The organism is Actibacterium mucosum KCTC 23349, assembly GCF_000647975.1.
GTDB classification, from domain to species: domain Bacteria; phylum Pseudomonadota; class Alphaproteobacteria; order Rhodobacterales; family Rhodobacteraceae; genus Actibacterium; species Actibacterium mucosum.
This window is the reverse complement of record NZ_JFKE01000004.1, coordinates 488898-511841: the sequence shown is the minus strand read 5'-3', so window position 1 is coordinate 511841 and position 22944 is coordinate 488898. Positions and strand designations below refer to the sequence as shown.

Annotated in this window: 24 protein-coding genes; 7 read left to right on the top strand and 17 right to left on the bottom strand. The window is 61.0% G+C overall.

The genetic code is table 11. From position 1 onward, the window contains the following. Positions 1–30 precede the first annotated feature (30 nt). From ACMU_RS11790 to gatB, 9 genes are all read right to left on the bottom strand, one after another. On the bottom strand, positions 31–402 hold the full coding sequence (locus ACMU_RS11790; protein WP_152544598.1) for a hypothetical protein: 372 nt from the start codon (positions 400–402) through the stop codon (positions 31–33). 83 nt (positions 403–485) lie between these two features. Beyond that, entirely contained in the window at positions 486–893 is a 408-nt protein-coding gene (locus ACMU_RS11785) for a hypothetical protein (protein WP_152544597.1), read from the bottom strand. A gap of 90 nt (positions 894–983) precedes the next feature. After that, a complete protein-coding gene (locus ACMU_RS11780; protein ID WP_035259626.1) occupies positions 984–1670 on the bottom strand; it encodes an aspartate/glutamate racemase family protein in 687 nt (228 codons plus the stop codon). A gap of 96 nt (positions 1671–1766) precedes the next feature. Further along, the gene (gene cobS, locus ACMU_RS11775) at positions 1767–2738 is read right to left on the bottom strand and encodes a cobaltochelatase subunit CobS (RefSeq protein ID WP_035259624.1); all 972 of its coding nucleotides are present in this window, start codon (positions 2736–2738) and stop codon (positions 1767–1769) included. 147 nt (positions 2739–2885) lie between these two features. Then, the gene (locus ACMU_RS11770) at positions 2886–3521 is read right to left on the bottom strand and encodes a J domain-containing protein (RefSeq protein ID WP_035259623.1); all 636 of its coding nucleotides are present in this window, start codon (positions 3519–3521) and stop codon (positions 2886–2888) included. A gap of 174 nt (positions 3522–3695) precedes the next feature. Then, a complete protein-coding gene (locus ACMU_RS11765; RefSeq protein ID WP_035259622.1) occupies positions 3696–4121 on the bottom strand; it encodes a hypothetical protein in 426 nt (141 codons plus the stop codon). Between the two features lie 141 nt (positions 4122–4262). Next, complete coding sequence (locus tag ACMU_RS11760) at positions 4263–4793, bottom strand: YcnI family copper-binding membrane protein (RefSeq protein WP_035259620.1); 531 nt, start codon at positions 4791–4793, stop codon at positions 4263–4265. A 77-nt stretch (positions 4794–4870) separates the two neighbouring features. Beyond that, positions 4871–5245: a hypothetical protein gene (locus ACMU_RS11755; protein ID WP_035259618.1), complete on the bottom strand. Its 375-nt coding sequence runs from the start codon at positions 5243–5245 to the stop codon at positions 4871–4873. Positions 5246–5312: 67 nt separating this feature from the next. Beyond that, positions 5313–6830 carry an Asp-tRNA(Asn)/Glu-tRNA(Gln) amidotransferase subunit GatB gene (gene gatB, locus ACMU_RS11750; RefSeq protein WP_035259617.1) on the bottom strand — a complete coding sequence of 506 codons (1518 nt, stop codon included), beginning with the start codon at positions 6828–6830 and terminating at the stop codon, positions 5313–5315. A 182-nt stretch (positions 6831–7012) separates the two neighbouring features. Here gatB and ACMU_RS11745 point away from each other — a divergent pair, with 182 nt between their 5' ends. Further along, entirely contained in the window at positions 7013–8584 is a 1572-nt protein-coding gene (locus ACMU_RS11745; protein WP_035259616.1) for a hemopexin repeat-containing protein, read from the top strand. A 2-nt stretch (positions 8585–8586) separates the two neighbouring features. Here ACMU_RS11745 and ACMU_RS11740 read toward each other — a convergent pair whose 3' ends face one another. From ACMU_RS11740 to ACMU_RS11730, 3 genes are read right to left on the bottom strand one after another with little or no spacing between them, the layout of a single operon-like run. Continuing rightward, positions 8587–9114 (bottom strand): hypothetical protein, encoded by a 528-nt coding sequence (locus ACMU_RS11740; RefSeq protein ID WP_035259614.1) that lies wholly within the window; start codon positions 9112–9114, stop codon positions 8587–8589. Positions 9115–9165: 51 nt separating this feature from the next. Next, the gene (locus ACMU_RS18825; RefSeq protein WP_051588293.1) at positions 9166–9930 is read right to left on the bottom strand and encodes a hypothetical protein; all 765 of its coding nucleotides are present in this window, start codon (positions 9928–9930) and stop codon (positions 9166–9168) included. Continuing rightward, positions 9923–10666, bottom strand: a complete 744-nt coding sequence (locus ACMU_RS11730) for a hypothetical protein (RefSeq protein WP_152544596.1) — start codon at positions 10664–10666, stop codon at positions 9923–9925. The genes ACMU_RS18825 and ACMU_RS11730 overlap by 8 nt, the downstream gene beginning before the upstream one ends. A 94-nt stretch (positions 10667–10760) precedes the next feature. Here ACMU_RS11730 and ACMU_RS11725 point away from each other — a divergent pair, with 94 nt between their 5' ends. Then, positions 10761–11072 (top strand): winged helix-turn-helix transcriptional regulator, encoded by a 312-nt coding sequence (locus ACMU_RS11725; protein WP_035259612.1) that lies wholly within the window; start codon positions 10761–10763, stop codon positions 11070–11072. A gap of 103 nt (positions 11073–11175) precedes the next feature. Then, on the top strand, positions 11176–11757 hold the full coding sequence (locus tag ACMU_RS11720) for a transglycosylase SLT domain-containing protein (protein WP_035259873.1): 582 nt from the start codon (positions 11176–11178) through the stop codon (positions 11755–11757). On the opposite strand, the gene panD is transcribed toward ACMU_RS11720, so the two are convergent. The 4 genes from panD to pepN all read right to left on the bottom strand — a co-directional run bounded on the left by panD (position 11754) and on the right by pepN (position 16531). Continuing rightward, complete coding sequence (gene panD, locus ACMU_RS11715; RefSeq protein ID WP_035259611.1) at positions 11754–12203, bottom strand: aspartate 1-decarboxylase; 450 nt, start codon at positions 12201–12203, stop codon at positions 11754–11756. The genes ACMU_RS11720 and panD overlap by 4 nt on opposite strands. Before the next feature lie 64 nt (positions 12204–12267). Then, positions 12268–13146 carry a lysophospholipid acyltransferase family protein gene (locus ACMU_RS11710; RefSeq protein WP_081805505.1) on the bottom strand — a complete coding sequence of 293 codons (879 nt, stop codon included), beginning with the start codon at positions 13144–13146 and terminating at the stop codon, positions 12268–12270. 112 nt (positions 13147–13258) lie between these two features. After that, positions 13259–14005, bottom strand: a complete 747-nt coding sequence (locus ACMU_RS11705; protein WP_035259608.1) for an SDR family oxidoreductase — start codon at positions 14003–14005, stop codon at positions 13259–13261. A 3-nt stretch (positions 14006–14008) separates the two neighbouring features. Then, the gene (gene pepN, locus ACMU_RS11700; protein ID WP_035259871.1) at positions 14009–16531 is read right to left on the bottom strand and encodes an aminopeptidase N; all 2523 of its coding nucleotides are present in this window, start codon (positions 16529–16531) and stop codon (positions 14009–14011) included. A gap of 218 nt (positions 16532–16749) precedes the next feature. Between pepN and ACMU_RS11695 the strand changes: the two genes are divergently transcribed. The 4 genes from ACMU_RS11695 to ACMU_RS11680 all read left to right on the top strand — a co-directional run bounded on the left by ACMU_RS11695 (position 16750) and on the right by ACMU_RS11680 (position 20622). Then, complete coding sequence (locus ACMU_RS11695; RefSeq protein WP_035259606.1) at positions 16750–17091, top strand: hypothetical protein; 342 nt, start codon at positions 16750–16752, stop codon at positions 17089–17091. Between the two features lie 111 nt (positions 17092–17202). After that, positions 17203–19308: a malate synthase G gene (locus tag ACMU_RS11690; protein WP_035259605.1), complete on the top strand. Its 2106-nt coding sequence runs from the start codon at positions 17203–17205 to the stop codon at positions 19306–19308. A 9-nt stretch (positions 19309–19317) separates the two neighbouring features. Further along, entirely contained in the window at positions 19318–19746 is a 429-nt protein-coding gene (locus tag ACMU_RS11685; RefSeq protein ID WP_035259603.1) for a GlcG/HbpS family heme-binding protein, read from the top strand. A gap of 99 nt (positions 19747–19845) precedes the next feature. After that, positions 19846–20622 carry a gamma-glutamyl-gamma-aminobutyrate hydrolase family protein gene (locus ACMU_RS11680; RefSeq protein ID WP_035259602.1) on the top strand — a complete coding sequence of 259 codons (777 nt, stop codon included), beginning with the start codon at positions 19846–19848 and terminating at the stop codon, positions 20620–20622. Here the strand turns inward: ACMU_RS11680 and ACMU_RS19890 are convergent. Further along, positions 20619–22892, bottom strand: a complete 2274-nt coding sequence (locus ACMU_RS19890) for a Hint domain-containing protein (protein ID WP_051588292.1) — start codon at positions 22890–22892, stop codon at positions 20619–20621. The genes ACMU_RS11680 and ACMU_RS19890 overlap by 4 nt on opposite strands. Between the last annotated feature and the right edge of the window lie 52 nt (positions 22893–22944).

Genomic DNA, 22944 nt, shown 5'->3' with positions numbered 1-22944 from the left:
GCCGGCGATGGCCAGTGGTGGCGCGCGTCCTCAGACCCCGGGCAAAAGGCTGCGACAGCCCTGTATATACTGGGTCGCCAAGACCTGCGCCCGATTGGCCCGTCGGTTGTCGGTGCCGAACACAGCCTGTTGCAGCAAAGCGGCCTGTGCGAATTTGGCGTCGATTCGCCAGCTCAGCACTTCACGGCCGGTCTCTTGCGCATCCGGCAACATCGCCGCGATCAGATCGTTGAGGAACTGAACCTGCCGCGCGGTTTGGGCCGACAGGGGGCCGTCAAAAAGCCTTTGGTGTTCTTCAAGGGCCGAAAACCGCCCGGCGCAATCGGCAAAAGCCCGCAATCGCTCGGATGGGGTGTTTGGTAAGGCATAGGCGCCTGTCGCTACGCAGAACAGTGCGCCCATTGTTAAGGTTTTCAAACTGCTCATGAAGTCAACTTTAACGCAAAAATCTTGCGTATCAATTGATCAGTTTGAAAACTTTGGCGCTACAACACCATGTCTCGGCACGTTGCAATACGCTGTTTCAGCTCTGCCTCGGCGCGGTCGGCGCGTTTCGCATCCATGCTGTAGTTGGCGTCTGCCAGCAGACCTGCAATTTCGACCCAACCGTTGGATCGCCAGACGCCTGCCTGGTTTTCCGGAACGCCATGTTCAATGGCGGCGGGCATTGTGGCCTCTAGAAGCGCTTCGAACGTCTGGCGGTGCGCCTCGGTTTCGGCATGTCCGGCTTTGCGATTGGCCTGCTCGTGCACGGACAACGCCGACAGGCGGCCCGAGCATACGGCAAACATCTCGGCCTGTTGCCAAGGGGTGGAAGGAAGGGCGAACGCGGCATGTGCGGCGAGAACCGACAGCGCCATACCGCGTAGAAGGGGGTGCACTGCTCTTGTCATGTAACAAGTTTATGACAAAAACCGCACAGGTCAAGGAAAATGTATATACGTACGATATGTTAATGATGTATTAGTGATTGCGCGTGACCATCACCTTTTCGCGGGTATGTGCCCCGTATCGCCCCGGATCAGCTGTGCCAGAAGGTCGACATGCACATCCAGCGCATCCACCACGCGAAACCCCGGATCGTGCCCGTCAAAGGCCAGGTTCAGGTCGGTCCCCGCCAAAACGATGGCCTGCGCGCCGAACGCATCGACCATCTGACGGCCGGCTGCAAAAAACGTGGCGCGCTGCGCATCAGAGCAGCGGCCCGACAGGGCGACATCCTGATAGGTTTGCCCCAGCGTTTCGATCTGGTCATCCAGCGCCACGCTGTCGGTCAGGTCCAGCTGGCCGTAAAGGCGCGTACGCATCACCACGCGGGTGCCCAACAGGCCCACCCGCGCCAGACCCTGATCGGCGAAAAAACGGTCCAGCGGCTCAACGCCCGAGATCAGGGGCAACGCCGACAGCGCCTGGGTTTCGGCGAAACAGAAATGGCCGCCCAGCGAGGTGATCGCCACCGCATCGCAGCCCGCGCGCGCCAGCCGGTCGATATGGCGGGCATAGATCGCCGCCTGCGCGTCGCGGGCATCGGTCAGGTTGTTGGCGATCAGCGTCTGCACGTCGCCATGTTCGATCGTCAAATCGAACGGGCCGCCCACCGCCTGCGTAAGGCGTTGATAATAGGCGATGGTTGCAGCCACGCCAATGCCACCGATCAATCCAAGATGCATGCCAAAGCCTCCGTCCACATCGACAGCATCGAAGCAAACCGGGCAGGGCCTTGCAAATTGTAATGTATGATCGGGCCCATCAGCGGGCCCGATGGATCACCCCAGGCTCATGCTGGCCGCGCTTTCGGGCAGCTCTTCGTCGAAACAGCGCTGATAGAACTCGGCCACTGTTTGCCGCTCGAGTTCATCGCATTTGTTCAAGAAGGTCAGGCGGAAAGCATAGCCTACGTCGCGGAAGATCTGGGTGTTCTGGGCCCAGTTGATCACCGTGCGCGGGCTCATCACCGTCGACAGGTCACCATTGATGAAAGCCGTGCGCGTCAGGTCGGCCACGGTCACCATCTGGCCCACGGTTTTGCGCCCAGATTCGGTGTTGTATTGCGGCGCTTTGCTCAGCACGATCATCGTCTCGGCGTCATGGCTCAGATAGTTCAGCGTGGCCACCAGCGACCAGCGGTCCATCTGGGCCTGGTTGATCTGCTGTGTGCCGTGATAGAGGCCCGTCGTATCCCCAAGACCCACGGTGTTCGACGTGGCGAACAGGCGGAAATAGGGGTGGGGGGTGATGATCTCGTTCTGGTCCAGCAGGGTCAGCTTGCCGTCATGCTCTAACACGCGCTGGATCACGAACATCACATCGGCGCGGCCGGCATCGTATTCGTCGAACACGATCGCCACGTTGTTGCGCAGTGCCCAAGGCAGGATGCCTTCGTGGAACTCGGTAACCTGCTTGCCGTCGCGCAGCTTGATCGCGTCTTTGCCAATCAGGTCGATCCGGCTGATATGGCTGTCCAGGTTCACACGCACCGTGGGCCAGTTTAGCCGTGCGGCGACCTGTTCGATATGGGTCGATTTGCCCGTACCGTGATAGCCCTGCACCATCACGCGACGGTTGTGCGAGAACCCGGCAAGGATGGCCAACGTCGTGTCGGGGTCAAACTTGTAGGTGCTGTCGATCTCGGGCACGCGGTCTGTCCGGTCGGCAAAACCCTTCACGATCATGTCGCTGTCAATGCCAAAGGTCTCGCGGACCGAGATTTCTTCGGTGGGTTTGTCTATCGCATCCATGATCGTACTTGCCTTTCCGCCGGGCCGGGCGGGGCAGGGCCGCGCCTCGGGCGATTGTCCGACACAGTTAGTGAAACATTCTGCGCAGCGGCGCAAGGGGAGCACGGGCGCGAAACGCGGGAAAATTGTATTGGTGCGCTGGTCGGCTCAGCCGTCGGGGAAGCTGCGGCTGTCTTTTACCTGATCCCAGGCCCAGACAACCTCCTGCAGGCGGTCTTCGTCGGCGCGGTTGCCGCCGTTCATATCGGGGTGCAGATCCTTGACCAGCGATTTGTACTGCTTGCGGATTTGCGCCTTGGTCCAATTGTCCTGCGCCTCGAGAATCTCCAGCGCCTTGCGTTCGGTCGGGGGCAGGCGTCGCGTGGACTTGCTGCCTCCTTTGCCCGGATTGCGCGTGGCATTGTCACCCAGCACCTGATGCGGATCGTCGACACCCAGACGCGCCCATGCGCGTTGTTCCTCGCGTGAGCCCATCGGCTTCGTCTCACGCTCCCACACGCGATCCTTTTCGATCTGCTCTTCCACTTCTTCTTCGGTCGAGCCGTTGAAGAAATTCCATCTCAGGTTGTATTCACGCACGTGGTCTTTGCAGAACCACAAAAACTCGTCCAGATGGTCCGGCGATCTTGGGGCGCGATACTGCCCCGGTTTGTCGCACCCGGGAAACTCGCATTTGCGGGTCGAGGTCTCAAAAGCCCCCGACATGCCCCGCCGACCGCGGGTGCGTTTCTTCTTGTCGGCCGAAACAGACATGTCGAACCCGAACGGATCACTTTTTGCCATGGCCAACCTCCTTTCGACTCGGACAACAGAGTTTAGACTTTTCAGCGCCAGATTGAAGGGGGAAACGGCCAAAAAATGTTCGTTGCGAAGATTTTTGCCAACCGGATTTGCCCCACAACGGAACACGCCCAAACACCGCGCGAAACGCGGCATTATGACGGCGCTTTTTGGGGCTTACTCGGCGGCCAGATCGCGCTGTGCGGGTACCGTTTCACGCGGATCGCGAATGGCGGATACCGCGGGCGCTTCGCCCTCGGGGGCCTGTACCGTCAACGAGGCAACCGCGGCGCTCGCGATCTCCTCCGGCGTGTCCTCGACCTCAACCTCTTCGGTGACCGGTGCCGGGGCCATGGGCAACTCGCCGGCTTCGACAACGCGACGGAACACCAACATGTTCTGGAACACCGTTGTTTTGCCGGTCAGCCCCTGACGGGTCTCACATGGCAGCGTGTCCGCCCGCAGGTATTCCCACCCGGCGGCACCCAGATCGTTCATAAGGTCCCCCAAGGCCACGGCAAACCGCGCCTGGGTTGTTTTGGCGCCCTTGGCCTTGGTGCCCTTCACCGGCGCCGGAACAACCTTGTATTCAAATGTCGGCATCAACCGCTTCCCCCGAAATCACCGCAACCTTGTACCCGATTCGGGGCGGGGGTGTAAAAGGGGGGTGGCGGACAGGGTGCAATTGTTGCGCATCTGCCGACGGGGCCCCCGGCCGTTTTGCGCCAGCCGGGGGCGAGGGGGTCAGTGGCCGTGATGGGCGTGATCGGGGGCGATGATCTTCAGACCCGGGGCCGGCTTCTTCAGATCGTGCGGATCCTGACCGGCCGCGGGGATTTGCACCCAGGGCTGCTGGCCGTCGGCGCAATCCTGCACCGTGGGGAAATACACCGTTGAACCGGGTTCAAACGCGTCGGTGATCCGGGCGCGGAAGATGAACTCGTCGTAATGCTGATCGTCCAGCACGCCGCCGCTCCAGGTGATCTGCTGCACGCCTTCGCTGCGCGGCCCGTGATAATCATAGGTCCTGGCATAATCGCCGCGCACCGTTTCCAGCACCCAGCCCGGTTTGGGCATCGGCTTGGCGTTGATCACACCTTCGGGGATGGTGATTGTGACCTTCAGCGTGGCCTGCCCCTCGCAGCCATGGCCGATGCGCATCACGCCTTTATAGGTGGTGTTGGGGGCCACTTCTTGTTGCTCCAGCGTGGCATGCGACAGGGCCGGGCTGGCCAGGGTGAGGGCGATCAGGGTTGATTGGATCAGAGTTTTCATAGCGATATCCTTGGCACCGCGCGCACCAATGGTGCGGCGGGTGGTGTAAAGTGTAAGCGATTGGAAAAGAAAGGATATCAGGCCAGCGGAGGGGCGCGGACCGGGGGCCGGATGTGGCGCGGTGCACCGCTTTGCGTTCGACGCGCAAGGGGGCGGCGCAGCCGCGTTGCGGGGGCAACAGCCAGCGGCGCCGAGTGCGTGATCGCGGGCAGAACCGCGCCAGCGGCCAGAATGCAGAACGGGCAGCCGCTCGCGATGGCGGCCTCGTCGCTGTCCAGCCCAAGGCACAGATCGTGGATCGATCCCCCGGCCGCGACATAGGCTGCGATCTCGGGGTCCTGCTGGGTCAGGCTGATCCGGTGCGTGCCCCCTGCCAGCGACACCGCCACCACGAAAAGGGCCAGAAACAGGCCCTTGGCAATCATCGCGATCTGGTGGTGCTTATCCCGCATGCAAAAGGCTTAGATGCGGCCCGGTGGCGCCGCAACGCTGCAAAACGTCGCGACCGGTGATCCTCGATCAAATGCCCAGTTTTGCGGCAACGATCTGGTTGACTGCCTTCGGGTTGGCCTTGCCGCCGGTGGCTTTCATCACCTGGCCCACGAACCAGCCCGCCAGTTTGGGGTTCTGCTTGGCCTTTTCCACCTGCGCGGGGTTGTCGGCGATCACCTGGTCCACCGCGGCCTCGATCGCGCCGGTGTCGGTGACCTGCTTCATACCGCGCGCCTCGACGATCTGGGCCGGGTCGCCGCCTTCGGTATAGACGATCTCGAACAGGTCCTTGGCGATCTTGCCGCTGATATCGCCCTTGGCGATCAGCGCGATGATGCCGCCCAGCTGTTCGGGGCTGACGGGGCTGTCGGTGATGTCTTTGTCGTCGTCCTTCTTCAGGCGGCCAAAGAGCTCGTTAATCACCCAGTTCGCGGCCAGCTTGCCGTCATTGCCCTCGGCGACCTTTTCGAAATAATCGGCATTCTCAACCTCGGCGGTCAGAACGCCGGCATCGTATTCCGACAGGCCGAAATCGTTCACGAACCGCGCCTTTTTGGCATCCGGCAGTTCGGGCAGGGTGGCTTCGATATCGTCAACCCAGCCCTGTTCGATCTCCAACGGCAGCAGGTCGGGGCAGGGGAAATAGCGGTAATCATGCGCCTCTTCCTTGGACCGCATGCTGCGCGTTTCACCCTTGTCGGCGTCATAGAGGCGGGTTTCCTGATCCACTGCGCCGCCATCTTCCAGAATGGCGATCTGGCGGCGGGCCTCGTAATCGATGGCCTGCTGAATGAACCGCATGGAGTTCATGTTCTTGATCTCGCACCGCGTGCCCAGATGGCTGAAATCCTGGCTTTCCTGGTATTTCTCGTACTGGCCCGGACGGCAGACCGACACGTTCACGTCGGCCCGAAGATTGCCGTTCTGCATATTGCCATCGCAGGTGCCCAGATAGCGCAGCAGCTGGCGCATCTTGGCAACGTAAGCGGCGGCCTCTTCTGGGCCGCGAATGTCGGGGCGGCTGACAATCTCCATCAGGGCCACGCCGGTGCGGTTCAGGTCGACAAACGACATGTTCGGGTCCATATCGTGGATCGATTTGCCGGCGTCCTGTTCCAGGTGAATGCGTTCGATGCGCACCTTGCGCGCCACACCGGGGCCCATATCCACGATCACCTCGCCCTCGCCCACGATGGGGTGATAAAGCTGGCTGATCTGATAGCCCTGCGGCAGGTCGGGGTAGAAATAGTTCTTGCGGTCAAAGGCCGATTTCAGGTTGATCGCCGCCTTCATGCCCAGCCCGGTGCGCACCGCCTGGGCCACGCAAAATTCGTTGATCACCGGCAGCATGCCGGGCATCGCCGCGTCCACGAAGGCCACGTTCGAATTCGGCTCGGCCCCGAAAGTGGTCGACGCACCCGAAAACAGTTTCGCGTTCGAGGCCACCTGCGCATGCACCTCCATCCCGATCACCAGTTCCCAATCGTATTTGGCCCCGGCAATGGTTTTTGGTTTCGGCGTTTCGAAGCTGAGATGGTCAAGCATGGCGTCTGGCGTCCTTAAAACGGTCGTTTGCGGTTCTAGGACAGGGCGCGGGCAGGGGCAAGTGGCGTTCCGCGGCAATGGGGGACATCGCGCCCAATTTTCCCCGGAAAACCCATCCAAATCCAAGGTTTGATACGTCCCAGGGTTGTGACCCGATATTTTGAAAGTGAATTGGACCAAAGATGTTTGATGCCACCGTGCGTGCGCCGTCTGGCGTGCTGTATTGCTTTCGCGGCGATGTGTTTTGGGATTTTGACGAGCTGAATGGCGGGTTGCAGCAAACCCATCCACAATTGATCCGCGATCATTGGCCGGGAGTGCCGGACAATGTGGATGCCGCCTTTCGGGGGCAGGGCACGCGGCGGGGCAAGATCTATTTCTTCAAGGCGCGGCGGTATTGGCGGGTGACATGGGATCCGCAGGTCAACAGCAAAGGTGCGATTGTGTCTTACGGCCATGTCGACAAGGGCTATCCCAAGTTCATCAAAGGCGCATTTGCTGACCATTGGGATAACGGTTTTGACGCCGTTATCGATTTTCGCGATGCGTTGCGATTTGCCTTTCGCCGCGATCTGGCGCGTGAACATGACGGGCGCACGGACAAACGGCGCGGCGGCTCTTTGCCGATTACAGAGAGGTTCGACGGTGTCCTGAGCAGCCGCCACGACCATCCGCGAGAGCTGACAGCAGGCTATGCGGGCGAAGATTCCCTGCGCAGCAATGCCAAACGGAACCACTTGTACCTGATCCACTATAACCGGCAAAAATGGCGCAGCAGCCGGGTCGATTTCCGGGCCGAAACCGTCGTGTACGACCATGACCGGCAAAACCCGCAAAATACGCACCGCGCCGCCCTGTCCAGTGACAGCCAGTGGGACAATCTGACCACGGCCCTGACCACCGATCGCGAAGCAACAATTGCCCGGTTCCGCGCGCAAACCACCCCCACGGCTTTTCCGCAATTCCCGCGCGGCCTGATCGCCGATCAGTTGATTGCACGCGTGGAAGAACCGTTGTTGATCAGCCAATCCAATATCGGCTTTTGCGGTCCGGCTTCGATTGTCTATTGGTTGGTGAAAACGCAGCCAGATGTCTACATCAAGATCGTGACCGAGCTGTATAACGAGGGCAAGTTCCGCGCCCATGGCGATCAGGTGAACCCCAGCGATGCATTTCTGGGGGCCACGTCGGAACTGGCGGTGGTCGGCCGCCGCCGCATTGCCGAGATCGACTGGATGGTGATGGGCGCGATGCGCGACGCGGCTGGTGTGATGGACCTGACCGGTGACGGCGACGACCAGACGGGCACCCGCAAGGGCATCATGCAAAACTGGTGCGCCGAGATTTTGGGTTTTCAGTCCGTCGGCTTTGATCGCAGCCGCGTGGTGGGCGAGCACAAGGCGTTGGAAAGCGCGGATGCGGCCTTTAACAGCCTCAACAAGATTGCCGATGGCCGCCATGTGCAGGGCTTGGGCATTCTTGAAGTGAATGCCGACCTGTTGGCGGACGCCCTGGACAAGAAATCCGGGAAGACCAACGACGATGACACGTTGTTCGACGCGCTTGCTGACAAGGTGCGCGGCAATCACTGGGTGGTGTACGAGGGCGATAATGCCAGTGATCCGGGCAAGAAGGCCCGCCCCAATGACGGGCAATTCACCTTTGATCTGTTCAGCTGGGGCGAGATCTTTCGCATTCGTTGCGACGAGAAAACGTTCCGCAAGAACATGTTTGGCACGATCTGGGCGAAGTAGGCTTACCGTACGCCAAAGACTGTTGATACCTCGTCAATCGCTTCGCGCTGTTCCTCGGACAGGGGGGCACAGGCTTTGCCCGTGTCTCCCAACACTTGCAGCAAAGGCTCAAACCCGCCAAGGGCGTCCAGCTTGCGCAGACGGCGCACCAGCCGGGTGAACCCCGGTGCCGGACCGTCCGATTGCGTCATCAGCCAGCGGCCCAGCACAATCGCCTCCTCGGCGTCCTCGGCCTGCAAATTCAGGTGCTTTCGCACCGCAATCACCAGTGCCTGATGCTGTTCCTTGGACGGCAATCCACCCAGTTCGAGAAAGGCAATGCCAGCCCCGGCGATGGCCACCGTGCTGTCTTCCAATGCGTCAACCGGGTGCTGGTTTCGGCCGCGCCGGAACCCGAACCGGCGGGCAGCAGACAGAACGTCGCTGGCAACATCGGTCAGCTCTCCGGCTATGTCGGCTGCGTTGCGGATGCGCACGGCCCAGACATAGGCGGCCCCGGCGATGGCAATAAGTCCAAGGATGATATGCATGATGACACTCGCGACGCTCGTAAATTCAGCGCCATCATGCATGATTGCAAATTAGGACAAAGCCTGCAGGTTGTCTGGACCACCTGTTTCCTCGCCCGTGTGACGCAACTGCCGCAACCGGCTGATCGACAGCAGATGGAAGGCCAGGAAAATCGGAACAAAGAAGGCCGGGAACATGACCAGCGGGTACATATTGATCGTGTTCGGTGCGTCATGGGCCAACAAATGCAGGAAACCTTCGGACGTGATCAGGCCGGTCACCACTGCCACTACGAAATCCGTGATTCCAATGATATTGGCGCGCACCAGCTTTCTGCGCGCATCCGGCGCTCCGGCTTTCAGCGCGGTATAGGCCTGATAGCCCGCGATCCCTGCCCAGATGTCGCCGATCCCGGCTGGAATGGCGAATTGCCACGGAATCTCGCCCGCCAGCCACCCGATCAGGAACAGCACACCCATCACACGCGGGATCTGGTACCCGGCAATGGCGTGCAGCGGCAGCGCCTGCGTGGCTTGCCGACCAGCTGGCAGCAGCCACATCCACGCCCACATAACCGCTGCGCCGCCCAGCAGGAACATCAGGACATAGGGCGGATCGGCCACGGTGGGCGGCGGCATCAGCAACCCGGCCTGTCCTGCCGCCACCGCCCCCGCATACCACAGCCCCATGCCCGCCGCCGCACCCAGCAGCAGGGTCAGGGCGGGCCGAAAGCTCAGCCTAGCCCGTATTACACCCAGTGTCAGAAGGATCACGGCAAAGGCAGGTAAGCCAATCGCGAATGCACCTACGTAAGCGTCAAAAATGGCATCAAGCATGGGAAGGCTCCGAAGATTTCGAGTTGGTTTGCCGCAAAAGGCGGATCGAGAAGAAATGCGCCGACAGGAATACCGGAACAAGGAAGGTCGGGATCAGGATCAACGGGTATTGGCCGACGATGTTGGGGCTGTCATGGGCCACCACCTGAAACACCGTGTCGGCGGTCATCAGACCCGTCGCCAGAGCAATTGCAAAGTCGCTCAGCCCCACCCAGTTCGCTTGCACAACCTTGCGCCGCGCGTCGGCATCGCCCCTGTTCACCGCCTTCATGGCGCGCCACCCCATCAGGCCCGCGGCGATGTCACCCAACCCGGCTGGGATGGCGAACAAAGCCGGGATTTGGCCATAGAACATGCCAATGACGAAGATGCCACCGGCCACCCGAAAGGTCTGAATGCCCATGAAATAGCTCTGACCCATCTTGTCGATCACCAAGCGATGCAAAGTTGAGGTCAGACCCAGCCAGAACAGCAACAGCCCGCCCCCAATGAACACAAGGCCAAGGCGCGGCGGCCCGCCGGGCACAACGCTTGCGCCCATGTCGACAACCTGCACAAGGATGGTCATGCCGGCAAACCAAACGGCAAGCAGCGCACCAGCAGCAAACAGCATTCGGGGGATCCGGGGGGGATCTATCCCCGCCGTTTGGGCATTGGTGGCAAAGAAGGCCACGACGGTGGTGGCCAGTAATACCCCCACACCCATGACGTAGAATTCCAGGAATAACGGCGACACGATTTTTCTCCATTCGTTGATGCAGTCCACGTAGTAACTACGAAAACGATAGTCAATTCACATTTGGAAATTAAGTGCTATATCTTTGCTCGTGATGGAGATTGATCGTTCAAATTGCGGCATCGAACGCGCCACGGGGATCCTTGGCGACCAATGGGCGTTCCTGATCCTGCGCGAGTTCTTCGTGGAAGGCCCGCGCAAGTTCTCGGACCTTCAGGATATCCTGAACATCTCGCCCAACACCCTGTCTGCGCGGCTGAAAAAGCTGGAAGAGGCGGGGGTGTTAACGCGCGAGATCTATTCGACCCATCCGCCCCGCGCGGCCTATCGCCTGACGGAAAAAGGCGCCGCTCTGAGCCCGGTCGTGCTGGCGCTGAAATCCTGGGGCGAGGCCTGGACAACCTAGGCCATTCCGGCGAAACCTCGCTTGTCAACGTAATGGAAACTTGCTGTTTCCATTTCAATTCGGCAGATTGCGCGCTGTTTTGAGCGAAACAGGGGGTATCGCCATGTTCCGGGTGATGTTGTTTTGCGCCGCTTTGCTGCCCATTGCGGCCTGTATGCCTACGGACGAGCCTGTCAGCCGCGGCGAGCTGCCCGCGCTGCGTTGGGACCACCGGCCCGAGGCCGATGACTGGACCCGTGCCACCATCGCGGCGTTGTCCTCGCACGGGCTAAGCCTGCCGATGATCGTGCCCGGAGACATCAACACCTATTGCCCGGCCTATCCCAAGGCCACGTTCGCAGACCGTCAGGTGTTCTGGGCCGGCCTTTTGTCCACTTTGGCCAAGCATGAAAGCACTTGGAACCCACAGGCCGTTGGCGGCGGGGGCAAGTGGTTTGGTCTTGTTCAGATCGCACCGGCCACCGCGCGCGGCTATGGGTGCGAAGCGCGCACAGGCGAGGCCCTGAAAGATGGCGAGGCCAATCTCAGCTGTGCCATTCGCATCCTTGCCCATACCGTCCCGCGCGACGGCGTGGTGTCACAGGGCATGCGCGGCGTGGCCGCCGATTGGGGGCCGTTCCACAGCAGCCGTAAACGCGCAGACATGCAGGAATGGATGCGCGCTCAGCCTTACTGCCAAGGTTAAGAACCCGCCGCGCGATAGGGGATCGACTGCGGTTGATCCTCTTTCAGAATGTTGAACTGCAACCGTCCTTGGGCATCGCGTTGCGCGCGATAGGTCAACACCTCCGCCACCTCGTTACCGGGTGTAAATGTCAGAACTTTCGGGGAAATCTCGGTGACCTCTTCGGCCTTGCGCTGTTCGGTCGCGCAGATGATCAATGGATCGCCAACCTGACACGTCCTTGCCGCCGCGCCGTTCAGAATACATTGCCGCGCCCCGCGTGTGCCGTAGATCACATAGGTGCTGATCCGCGCGCCGGTGGCCTTGTTCCAGATCTCGACAAACTCCATGGGCAAAATGCCCGCGGCTTCGCAATGTTCGGGGTCCAGCGTGATGGATCCGTGATAGTTCAGGTCAGCTTCGGTCACATGAATGCCGTGCAGCTTGGCGGCCACGAATGTTCTCATCTTGGATCCTCCCGGGGTTTTCTTGGCCCCGGGATATGCCGCATCGCAGCGCGGTCAGCAAGCTTCAGGCATTGCCCACCAATGTGCGCGCCCAGCGGGGGCGGCGGGTATTGTCGACAAGGCTGACAGTCGGGGCGAACTTGCCGCCCAGTGCCAGGGTCGCGGCCCGTAATGCTTCGATCCCTTCTTCGGACTTGGCAGGCAGCAACGCGGGATCAATCGGCTTGCCCACGGTCATCCGATAAGGCTGCCGGTGCTTGTTCAGGGTCTCGTGGAACAGCGTAATGTCGCGCAGCGTCGGATGGATCAGGTCAAAAAGGTAAAACAGGGCGGAGTTGCGGCTGCGGATATTAACCGGGATCACCGGCAGGTTGAACTTGCGGGCGATCATCGCGGCCGAGGCCATCCATGGCCGCTCATACAGTTTCAGCCCGCGCCGTTTTGCCAAACGGCCCGACGGGAAAATGACGCCCAAACGACCCTCGTCGATTGCGGTCCGCGTATAGGCCATTGTCTCACGCGTTTTGCCGTGGCTGCGCTTTTCCTTGCGCCATTCGACGGGGGCTATCATCGCGTCCATCTGCGGCAGAACCCGCAGAATGTCGGAATTGGCGTAAAAGAACAGATCGGGGCGGGTTTGCGACAGCAACGCCCACATCATGACCCCGTCGGCAATACCCGTCGGATGGTTCGCCACCACCAGCGCCGGACCACTGCGCGGAATGTTTTCCAGCCCCGTCCACTGAATGTCCTTGGCCAGCAACCGGGCCATCTCGTCCATGATGGTTGGGGCAGGGTGGTGCTGAATCGCTTCGCCGATGGCAATGGTGCGGGAATACCCCAGCATCCGTGTTAGCACTTGCCGCGACGGTGTGCTCCAAGGGTAGTTGGCAAAAAGCCAGGGTGCGCGTTCCTCGATAAGAGGGTCGATTCTGTCCTGCATGCGCCTTGTCACCATATGGTTGTGACAGTTACGTGACGCTTTTCATACTACCGCAGCACCGGGCCTGCGCAAAGCCTTCACCATCTGCCGCCCGGCAAGAATGTGCCGAACCTCAACGCCCGCCGGTCACGTCGATGGTGCAGGCAGTCATGTAAGACGCCGCATCCGACAACAGCCAGACGATCGCCTCGGCCACTTCGTCCGGCGTTCCCGTGCGTCCCATCGGCACGGTCGAGCTCAGCTTTTCTGCCCTGTTCGGTGCGCCGCCCTTGGCGTGAATCGGTGTTTCGATCAGCCCGGGCCGAATGCCCACAACACGGATGCCTTCGCGCGCCACCTCGTCACCCAAGCCGCGGGTCATCGTATCAATGGCCCCTTTCGACGCAGCATAATCCACGTACATATTGCCCGAGCCCAAACGTGCCGCCGCAGACGACACATTGACGATCACGCCGCCCGCGTGGCCGTAGCGCGTCGACATCCGCTTGACTGCCTGACCAGCCGCCAAAAGTGCACCGATGGTGTTGATGGCGAACATGCGTTGCAGACGCTCGGCGCTCATCTCGTCCAGACGTTGTGCGGTGTCGACGACACCGGCGTTGTTCACGAAACCGTCCAGCCGCTCGAACCTGGCATCAAACGCGGCAAACATCGCCTCGACCTGTGCCGGGTCACCCATATCTGCCTGCAGTAAACCGGCCTTTGCGCCCAGGGCGCGCAACTCGGCGGCGACACCTTCGGCGGCCTCGGTATTGCCGCGATAGTTCAACGCCACGTCCCATCCGTCTCGTGCTGCCAGGCGCGCGGTTTCTGCCCCGATGCCTGTGCTGGCACCGGTAATCAATAGAGTTTTGCGCATGCTTTATCCTTTCAGCATTCGGCCAACCATCTCGGCCATGTCGCGGCTCAGGTCGGGTTTCGCGGCAATCCGTTCCAACGCGGCGCGCATCAGTGCCTGCCGGTCGGCATCATACCGCGCCATAGTGTCAAAAGCGGTCGACATCCGCGCCGCCGTCTGCGGGTTCAACCCATCCAGCTGGATCAGCCAATCGGCAACAAAGTCGTACCCCGCGCCTGACGGATCATGGAACCCCGCCGCATTCATGGCGAACCCGCCGATGACACTGCGGAACCGGTTGGGGTTCTTCCAATTGAAATCTGCGTGATCCGACAGATCGCGCGCGATCTCTACCGCCTGTTCCGGCGGGGCAAGCGAGGTCTGCAGGGCAAACCACTTGTCCAACACCAGCCGGTCGCCCTTCCACTGGTCATAAAACGCCGCCGTCACATCCGCGCCCGCGCCAACCTGCAACAGGGCGCTAAACGCGGCCAGTTGATCCGTCATATTGTCCGCAGCTGCGAATTGCTGGCTTGCCGGGGCCGTATCCAGATGTGTTTGCAGCGACAATAGAGCATTGCGCAACGCGCGCTTGCCAGCGTTTTCCGCGTCGGGGCTGTAGGGGCCATGCGGGGTCAGCGCGGCGCGCAGGTCAGGGATCACCTCACCCAACCGTGCGGCCATCGCACCCAGCAACATCTTGCGGGCCCGGTAAATGCTCAGCGGATCGGGGGTGACGCCGGCGTCAAACAGGCTTTGCGCCATGTCGTCCTGCGATGGCAGGCCCAGCGTCAGCGCGCGAAAAGCAGGGTCCAGCGTGTCATCCTGCACCAGTGTCGCGATGCCATCCAGATACAGCGGGTCCGGCGCCGCGCCGTCCACCAACATCGCCGTCAACCCGTGTTTGGCCAAAGCGCGCCCGGCCTCCCACCTGTTGAACGGATCCGTGTCATGGGTCAAAAGAAACGCATGGTCCGCGGCGGTGACATTGCGTTGCAGGATGACCGGCGCCGAAAAGCCCCGCAGCAGCGAAGGCACCGGTTTCGATGCCAGCCCTTCGAACGAAAAGCTCTGCCTGGTTTCCGTCATCTCCAACACGTCCGTCGGCTGAACCTCGTCACCATTCGGCGACAGCAGGCCAACCGCAATCGGAATGACTTGCGGGTGGGGCGCCTTGGGGTTTTCCTGTTCGAAATGAAGCGTATAGGTGCCATTGTTAAACGTCTCGCTCACGGAAAGGCGCGGGGTGCCGGGTTGTTGGTACCAGCGTTTGAATTGGCCCAGATCGCGGCCCGTAGCGTCTTCGAAAACGTTCAGCCAGTCCTCGATTGTCGCGGCGTCTCCGTCATGGCGGTCGAAATACAAATCCAGCGCGGATTTATACCCGTCATCGCCCACCAACCGCTTCAGCATCCCAATAACCTCGGCACCCTTCTCATAGACGGTCGCGGTGTAGAAGTTGTTGATTTCCTGGTATTCCTCGGGCCGAACAGGGTGTGCAAGCGGACCATTATCTTCGCGGAACTGCCGCGCGCGCAGGGTCAGGACGTCCTCGATCCGCTGCACTGCCTGGCTGCGCATATCGCCCGAGAATTGCTGATCGCGGAACACCGTCAGTCCCTCTTTCAGGCACAGCTGAAACCAGTCACGACAGGTGATACGGTTGCCGGTCCAGTTGTGGAAATACTCATGCGCGATGATGGCCTCGATATTGGCATAGTCGCCATCGGTCGCGGTGTCGGGGCTGGCCAAAACATACTTGGAGTTGAAAATGTTCAACCCTTTGTTCTCCATCGCGCCCATATTGAAGTCATCAACGGCCACGATGTTGAAAACGTCCAAGTCATATTCGCGGCCATAAACCTCTTCATCCCACCGCATAGACCGTTTCAACGCGTCCAGGGCATAGTCACATCTGCCTTCGTCACCGCGCCGCACCCAGATGTTCAGCCTCACTTCGCGGCCGGATGCCGTGGTGAAATCGCCTGAGACTGCAACCAGATCACCAGCCACAAGTGCGAACAGATAAGCCGGTTTGGGCCAGGGATCCGACCACTGCCCCGATGCCACGGGGTTACCATTGGACAGCAGCACCGGCAGGTCGCATTCGATGGTCACGTCAAAGGGTGCCATCACGTCGGGCCGGTCAGGGTAGTAGGTGATCTTGCGGAACCCCTCGGCCTCGCATTGGGTGCAATACATGCCGTTCGACATATACAGCCCCTCCAGCGCCGTGTTGGTCTCGGGCGCAATCTCGACCTCGGCCTCCCAGGTGAACGGTCCATCCGGCACATCGCATGTCAGGCCCGTGTCAGATATCTCGGGTGACACCGGCGTGCCGTCGATCGTGGCGTGGATCAGCTTCAGTTGCTCGCCATGCAGAAAGAACCCCTGGCCTGGTGCAACGGGGTTGGGGCGAAATTTGATCCGCGCCGTAACCCGCGTGGCCGTAGGATGCAGTTTGAACTGCAGATCGACGTGATCAACCAGATGGGAAAAGGGCGTGTAGTCGCGCAGAAGGGTCGGGGAGGTGGCGGCGTTTGTCATCAAAAAAATCCTGAATTCACTGTTCAAAGATTGACCGTCATCGCCGCCGGGCGCAACCCGATGCCGCAGGTTTGAGTGTGCGCTCATACCGCGTTGATTCTGCACCTCAAAGTTTATTAACCTTTGATTGATTGCCGCCGAGTGATTCCCCAAAAAGGTGACAATTTTTATAAGATGAAGTGTAAATGCGTAAACTTTTGTTTGTCTCAGCCCTGTGTATGGCAGCTACCGGTGCGGCCGCCGAAACATTGAAATGCGAGCGTAGCCGTCTTTCCACCAGCGGGTTTGGTTCACGCTCTGCTGCCGAAAGCTGGTTTCCGACATCTTCGGTGTTCATCATCGAGGGCGACAAAGTTCGGTCCGACTATTACGGCGAAGGCACTGTCAAGGATACTGGCAACCGGGTGAAAATGACCTTTGGCGTTGAATCCAGCGGTGGCGATATTGTCCGCGTCGGGGTGACCCTTGTCAAAAAGAACGGGAAGTACACGGCCAGCATTTTGCCCAAAGGGAACTATCAGCAAGTGGTTGGTGCCGGCGGGAAGTGCATCAGCGGCTGATCTGATTGGTAAAATAGTTTTACCAATACCTTGAAGTCTCCGCCCAAATTGGTTAAACCGTGGCCAACAGGCCGCGGTGTGTGTGCGCATACCGAGTGAAGGGGAGACATCATGACAGATCGTTTGGATCGCGACGGGCTTGCCGTTGACGCGCAACTGGCGGAGTTCGTTGAAAGCAGGGCGTTGCCGGGCACCGGCGTCACCCCGGCCAGTTTCTGGAACGGTTTCTCGACCCTGGTGCACGAGCTGGGGCCTGAAAACCGGGCGCTTCTGGTCAAGCGCGAGGCCATTCAGACGCAAATAGACGCCTGGCATCAGGCCCGGCAGGGGCAACCTTTTGATGCCAACGACTACAAGGCCTTCCTGGCCGAGATTGGGTATCTGGTGCCTGAGGGGCCGGATTTCGCCATTGAAACCGCCGCCACCGACCCAGAGTTTGCCTCGACCCCTGGTCCGCAGCTTGTGGTGCCGATCATGAATGCGCGCTTTGCGCTGAACGCCGCAAATGCGCGTTGGGGCAGCCTCTACGACGCGCTTTACGGGACCGATGCGATGGGCGATCTGCCGGCCGGTATAGGTTATGATGCCGAACGCGGGGCGCGCGTTGTGGCCTGGGCCAAGGCGCATTTGGACGCTGCTGTTCCCTTGGCCGCGGGCAGCTGGACGGATGTCACCGACGTTGCCGCGGCAACGCTGGCTGATCCCGCGCAACGTGTTGGCGCAACCGAAGGCGGCGGTGAAATCCTGTTCAAAAAGAACGGCTTGCACATCCGTGTGGTGATCAACGCTGATCACCCGATTGGCCGGGATGACCCGGCCAATATCGCCGATGTCATCCTCGAAAGCGCCGTCAGCACCATCATGGATTGCGAAGACTCTGTCGCCGCCGTGGACGCCGCCGACAAGGTGCTGGCCTATGCCAACTGGCTGGGCCTGATGCAGGGCACCCTGACCGAAAAGGTCACCAAGGGCGGCAATACCTTCACCCGCGCGCTGAACCCGGACATCACCTTTCAGACGCCAACGGGCGATCTGACCCTGAAGGGCCGGGCGTTGATGCTGGTTCGTAATGTTGGCCACCTGATGACCAACCCCGCGATCCTCGACCGTGACGGCAATGAGGTGGGTGAGGGGCTGATGGACGCCATGATCACCACCCTGATCGCCATGCACGATTTGCAGCGCGACGGCGGCAATTCGGTCACCGGCTCGGTTTATGTGGTGAAACCCAAGATGCACGGCCCCGAAGAGGTCGCCTTTGCCGACCGCATCTTTACGCAGGTCGAGGCCGCTTTGGGTCTGCCGCAATATACCGTCAAACTGGGCATCATGGACGAGGAACGGCGCACCAGTGCCAACCTCAAGGAATGTATCCGCGCCGCCAAGCACCGGGTTGCCTTCATCAACACCGGCTTCCTTGATCGCACCGGGGACGAGATCCATACCTCGATGGAGGCTGGGCCGATGATCCCCAAGGGTGAGATGAAGGCGCAGCCCTGGATTGCGTCTTACGAGGATCGCAATGTCGATATCGGGCTGGCCTGTGGTCTGAAGGGCAAGGCGCAGATCGGCAAGGGCATGTGGGCCATGCCCGACATGATGGCCGATATGCTGGAGGCCAAGATCGGCCACCCGCAATCGGGCGCCACTTGCGCCTGGGTGCCGTCGCCCACGGCCGCCACGCTGCATGCCACGCATTACCATCATGTTGATGTGCTGGCCCGTCAGGACGAACTGTCCGCCGGCGGGCCGCGCGGCACGCTGGACGATTTGCTGACCATCCCCGTGGCCGAACCGGGCCGCAACTGGTCGGATGAGGAGCTGCAGCGTGAGGTAGAGAACAACGCCCAGGGCATCCTGGGCTATGTGGTGCGCTGGGTGGATCAGGGTGTGGGCTGCTCGAAAGTGCCCGACATCAACGATGTGGGCCTGATGGAGGATCGTGCGACCTGCCGTATTTCCAGCCAGGCGCTGGCCAATTGGTTGCATCACGACGTGGTCAGCCAGCCGATGGTGATGGCCGCGATGCAGAAAATGGCCGCCGTGGTGGATGCGCAGAACGCTGGCGATCCGGCCTATCGCCCCATGGCGCCGGGCTTTGACGGCATCGCGTTTCAGGCGGCTTGCGACCTGGTGTTCAAGGGCCGGGTACAACCCTCGGGCTATACCGAGCCGGTGCTGCATGCGCGGCGCCTTGAACTGAAAGCCAACAGCTAAGAGATTAAAATGACCAAGATTTCCCTTGATACGGCGCGGCAGATCATTGCCGCGACCCGCGCGGCTGGTCGCGATCTGAACCTGAACCCCTTGTCGGTTGTTGTGCTGGATACGGGCGGCCACGTTCTGGCGTTCGAGCGTGAAGATGGCGCCAGCCCCGGCCGGTTCGGCATCGCGCAGGGCAAGGCTTATGGCGCGATTATGCTGGGTATGCCCGGCAGTGCGCAGATGGCCCGTGCCGAACAACAGGCCTATTTCATGGCCGCGGTGAACGGGGTCTATGGCGGGCAGGTTGTGCCGGTGCCCGGCGGGATCCTTGTGTGCGATGACGCAGGGGCCGTTTTGGGCGCCGTGGGGGTTACTGGCGACACATCCGACAATGATCTAAAGGCGGGCGAGGCCGGTATCACCGCCGCCGGATTGGTCGCCAAAGGCTGATTTCTGCGCGCAACCGCACACAAGCGTCGCGAAAACATCTGTCTTTCGCGCTGGCGCGTATCAACTATAGTAAGGGGGACTCAGGACAAGGGACCCCTCATGCCGCGCGCGCGAATTGGCATTATTTCCAACCAATACTTGGTGAACGATCAATACCCCACCCATGCGGGGGGCACGATGAACTCTGCCGCAGTGGCCGAAGTGTCGGAATGCCTGCCGCTGATAATTCCCGCAGATCCCCGCTTGGTGTCGGTAAACGAATTGCTTGAGGCATTCGACGGTTTTGTATTCACTGGCGCACGCCCCAACGTCCACCCCGAGGAATACGGCGAAGCCGCAACCGACGCGCATGGTGACTTTGACCGTGCCCGCGACGCGATTACCCTGCCGCTGATCCGCATGGCGGTTGAACGGGGTCAGCCCATCCTTGGCATCTGCCGCGGCTTTCAAGAAATGAACGTGGCCCTTGGCGGCTCGCTCTATCCCGAGATCCGCGATCTGCCAGGGCGCAACAATCACCGCATGCCCCCCGACGGCACTTTGGAAGAGAAATTTGCCCTGCGTCATGTTGTGACCGTGTCCGAAGACGGGCCATTCGCGCAGATTTTCGGTGCAACCGAGGTGATGACCAACACGCTGCACGGGCAGGGGATCAAAAGCCCCGGCGCCCGCGTCGTGATCGACGGCACCGCGCCCGACGGCACGCCCGAGGCGATCTTTGTGCGTGACGCAGCCGGGTTTGCGCTGGGTGTGCAATGGCACCCTGAATACAACGCCGCGAACGATCCCGTGTCGCGCCCGCTATTTGCCGCATTGGGTCAGGCCGCGCGCGAATGGGCCGCGGGCCGACGCGCGCCTCAACTGAAATCGGCCTAAGCCGCTAGCATCGCCTTGGCCTCGAACTGTCGCAGGCTGCGCCGCGCGCAATGGCCATATGCGCCGGGGTTCCAGCGGAGTTCCGGGAACAGGTTGAACAGCTCGTCCCGCGCCTGTCCTTCTACGGCTTCCAATCCGCAAAGGCCGGGGTGAAAGCTTTCGCTGGCCGCCCCTTCGGCAAACACCACCTCGTGATGATCAAACAGCAGGTGCACATAGGTCACCTCGCCCCCGCTCACGGTTTCCGCGCCATCCATCCACGTCATATGCTTGGCAGGGATCAGAACCTCGTTCTCGCCGAAATACATCTGCGATTGATACCCCGCCATCAGCATACGGTGCTGCGGTGATACGGTCAGCGGGCGATCATTGCCCAAAACACCTGTTTCAAAGCGAACCGGGGCAAGTTTGCCCTTGGCCGCCACGGTTTTCTTCCCGATCCAGCGCACCGGTTGCGGGCCGTGATCCGCCGTCAGCACCAGATCACCCACCTGCAACTGTTCCACGCGGATTTGGCCATGTGGTGTGGCAATCCGTGTGCCTCGGGTGAAACATATGATGACATTCTCGATCTCCGAGAACGTCACGACCGAGCCATCGGCCAGCGTTGCAAATCCGCTAAGCCCACCACCCACGCCGGGATCGGAGTTGGTATAGGTGACGTCGCCGAAGTTGATCAGGCCCTGAAAGTCCAGCGTATCGCCCGCTGTTTCGCCGCCTTCGCCACCGGTAATGTTGATCGCGCCCGATCCGGCCTCGGACAGGTCGTTGATGTTGAACACATCATCGCCGTCGCCGCCAAGAGCCGTATCCCCCTCGGCCAGTTCGAACGTATCGTCGCCGTCGCCGCCTTCCAGCGTGTCGTCACCCGTTCCGCCGGTCAGCGTGTCATTGCCCGCGCCGCCATAGATGATGTCGTCGCCGGCCTCGCCATCGATGATGTCACCTGCGCCGGTGATCGGGATCGTGTCAAAGTTAACGTCGCTGACAATGATGATCTGGCCGCCGGTGCCCAGGTTGCCATAGACAATCTCGACCCGCGCGGCGGGGCCGGCGATTTCCACAAGGACCGAACCGTCCGCCTGGTCCGGGTCGTCCCCACCCGAGCCCGCCGTGACGGTTGACCCTGCAACCGTCTCGTTACCGGCCGGGGTCAGCACCACATTGCCTGCGGGCAACAAATTGCCGTCGGCGTCATAGGCATTCACGGTGATCTGGTCCTGCCAGCTGCCCGTGTCGATGTCCTGAATGCGGAATTCGATGTTTTCGACCGTGTCGGTCAGCCCGCTGCCGGTATCGGCGGCAAAGTTCAGGTCCACCGTCGTGGTGGTGCCTACGCCGCCATCGCCGCCCAGCAACAGGCCGGAATTGGCGTCAAAATCCTCGCCGGTGTCGACATATTGATTGCGGGTGTCCACCTCGATCTCGTCGGACCGCGCGGTGGTGGTGAAATCCACTTCCACATTGATGCCGCCCAGATCGGCCACGAACCCGTTGCTCAGATCGGTGCCGTCACCACCCAGATCGGTCCAATGCAGCGTCTCGCTGGTGGCGGTTGCTTCGGGCCCGTCGCCGTAAATCGTGTCGGCACCCGCGCCGCCATCAATGGTGTCGGACCCGTCGCCGCCGTAAACCGTGTCGTCGCCGTCGCCTGCGTCTATCGTGTCATCGCCGCCGCGCCCGTCGATCGTGTCACCCAAACCGCCGGTGCCGCTGCCACCGCCGTCATCGACGCTGTCACCATCGCCGTCAGAGGTGCCCGAATTGATCGTGTCATCGCCATTTGTGCCGTCAACGATGCGCTCGGGTGCGGTTTCGGCCTGTTCGGCGGCATAGTCGACAAAGCTGAACACCGCATCGCCCGAAGTGACATCGGGGTTCGAGTTGTAATCCAGCACCTCGTAGGTGCGCCCGGCGACAAAATCCTGTTCGCTCAGCGTGTAGTAGCCGGCGGCGGCGCCGTTTTCGACCTCGAACGTAGTGACCTGAAAGATCTCGCCGGTGACCGTGTCCTGCACGGTCCAGACCTCTTCGGCATCCACGTCGGACCCGGTTGAACTGTTGCCGCCAATGGTGACGTCGGCGGTGGCGGTTTCGCCGCCCGCGTCATCGTCGTCCAGCGTTTCGCCTTCGATCCCGGTCTCGGTGTCGGTGACGGTTGCCGTGCCATCCGGCGTCGCCGGGCCCGACCACGTGAACGTGCTGCCATTGGTCTGGGGGATCAGCCCCAGCGGATCAGCATCGTAAATGTTGACGTCATACGTCGGCATGGTTGGTCGTACCCCACACATCCGCCGCACAAGCGCGACGGGTTACAGTTCT

Excerpts from the sequence above, each read along its gene's own strand:
- ACMU_RS11755 (WP_035259618.1), bottom strand. The coding sequence starts at position 5,245 with ATGCGGGATAAGCACCACCAGATCGCGATGATTGCCAAGGGCCTGTTT.
- panD (WP_035259611.1), bottom strand. The coding sequence starts at position 12,203 with ATGAGAACATTCGTGGCCGCCAAGCTGCACGGCATTCATGTGACCGAA.
- ACMU_RS19890 (WP_051588292.1), bottom strand. The coding sequence starts at position 22,892 with ATGCCGACGTATGACGTCAACATTTACGATGCTGATCCGCTGGGGCTG.
- ACMU_RS11745 (WP_035259616.1), top strand. The coding sequence starts at position 7,013 with ATGTTTGATGCCACCGTGCGTGCGCCGTCTGGCGTGCTGTATTGCTTT.
- ACMU_RS11720 (WP_035259873.1), top strand. The coding sequence starts at position 11,176 with ATGTTCCGGGTGATGTTGTTTTGCGCCGCTTTGCTGCCCATTGCGGCC.
- ACMU_RS11785 (WP_152544597.1), bottom strand. The coding sequence starts at position 893 with ATGACAAGAGCAGTGCACCCCCTTCTACGCGGTATGGCGCTGTCGGTT.
- ACMU_RS11790 (WP_152544598.1), bottom strand. The coding sequence starts at position 402 with ATGGGCGCACTGTTCTGCGTAGCGACAGGCGCCTATGCCTTACCAAAC.
- ACMU_RS11725 (WP_035259612.1), top strand. The coding sequence starts at position 10,761 with ATGGAGATTGATCGTTCAAATTGCGGCATCGAACGCGCCACGGGGATC.
- ACMU_RS18825 (WP_051588293.1), bottom strand. The coding sequence starts at position 9,930 with ATGCTTGATGCCATTTTTGACGCTTACGTAGGTGCATTCGCGATTGGC.
- cobS (WP_035259624.1), bottom strand. The coding sequence starts at position 2,738 with ATGGATGCGATAGACAAACCCACCGAAGAAATCTCGGTCCGCGAGACC.
- pepN (WP_035259871.1), bottom strand. The coding sequence starts at position 16,531 with ATGACAAACGCCGCCACCTCCCCGACCCTTCTGCGCGACTACACGCCC.
- ACMU_RS11695 (WP_035259606.1), top strand. The coding sequence starts at position 16,750 with ATGGCAGCTACCGGTGCGGCCGCCGAAACATTGAAATGCGAGCGTAGC.
- ACMU_RS11765 (WP_035259622.1), bottom strand. The coding sequence starts at position 4,121 with ATGCCGACATTTGAATACAAGGTTGTTCCGGCGCCGGTGAAGGGCACC.
- ACMU_RS11685 (WP_035259603.1), top strand. The coding sequence starts at position 19,318 with ATGACCAAGATTTCCCTTGATACGGCGCGGCAGATCATTGCCGCGACC.
- ACMU_RS11740 (WP_035259614.1), bottom strand. The coding sequence starts at position 9,114 with ATGCATATCATCCTTGGACTTATTGCCATCGCCGGGGCCGCCTATGTC.
- ACMU_RS11705 (WP_035259608.1), bottom strand. The coding sequence starts at position 14,005 with ATGCGCAAAACTCTATTGATTACCGGTGCCAGCACAGGCATCGGGGCA.
- ACMU_RS11770 (WP_035259623.1), bottom strand. The coding sequence starts at position 3,521 with ATGGCAAAAAGTGATCCGTTCGGGTTCGACATGTCTGTTTCGGCCGAC.
- gatB (WP_035259617.1), bottom strand. The coding sequence starts at position 6,830 with ATGCTTGACCATCTCAGCTTCGAAACGCCGAAACCAAAAACCATTGCC.
- ACMU_RS11710 (WP_081805505.1), bottom strand. The coding sequence starts at position 13,146 with ATGCAGGACAGAATCGACCCTCTTATCGAGGAACGCGCACCCTGGCTT.
- ACMU_RS11680 (WP_035259602.1), top strand. The coding sequence starts at position 19,846 with ATGCCGCGCGCGCGAATTGGCATTATTTCCAACCAATACTTGGTGAAC.
- ACMU_RS11760 (WP_035259620.1), bottom strand. The coding sequence starts at position 4,793 with ATGAAAACTCTGATCCAATCAACCCTGATCGCCCTCACCCTGGCCAGC.
- ACMU_RS11780 (WP_035259626.1), bottom strand. The coding sequence starts at position 1,670 with ATGCATCTTGGATTGATCGGTGGCATTGGCGTGGCTGCAACCATCGCC.
- ACMU_RS11690 (WP_035259605.1), top strand. The coding sequence starts at position 17,203 with ATGACAGATCGTTTGGATCGCGACGGGCTTGCCGTTGACGCGCAACTG.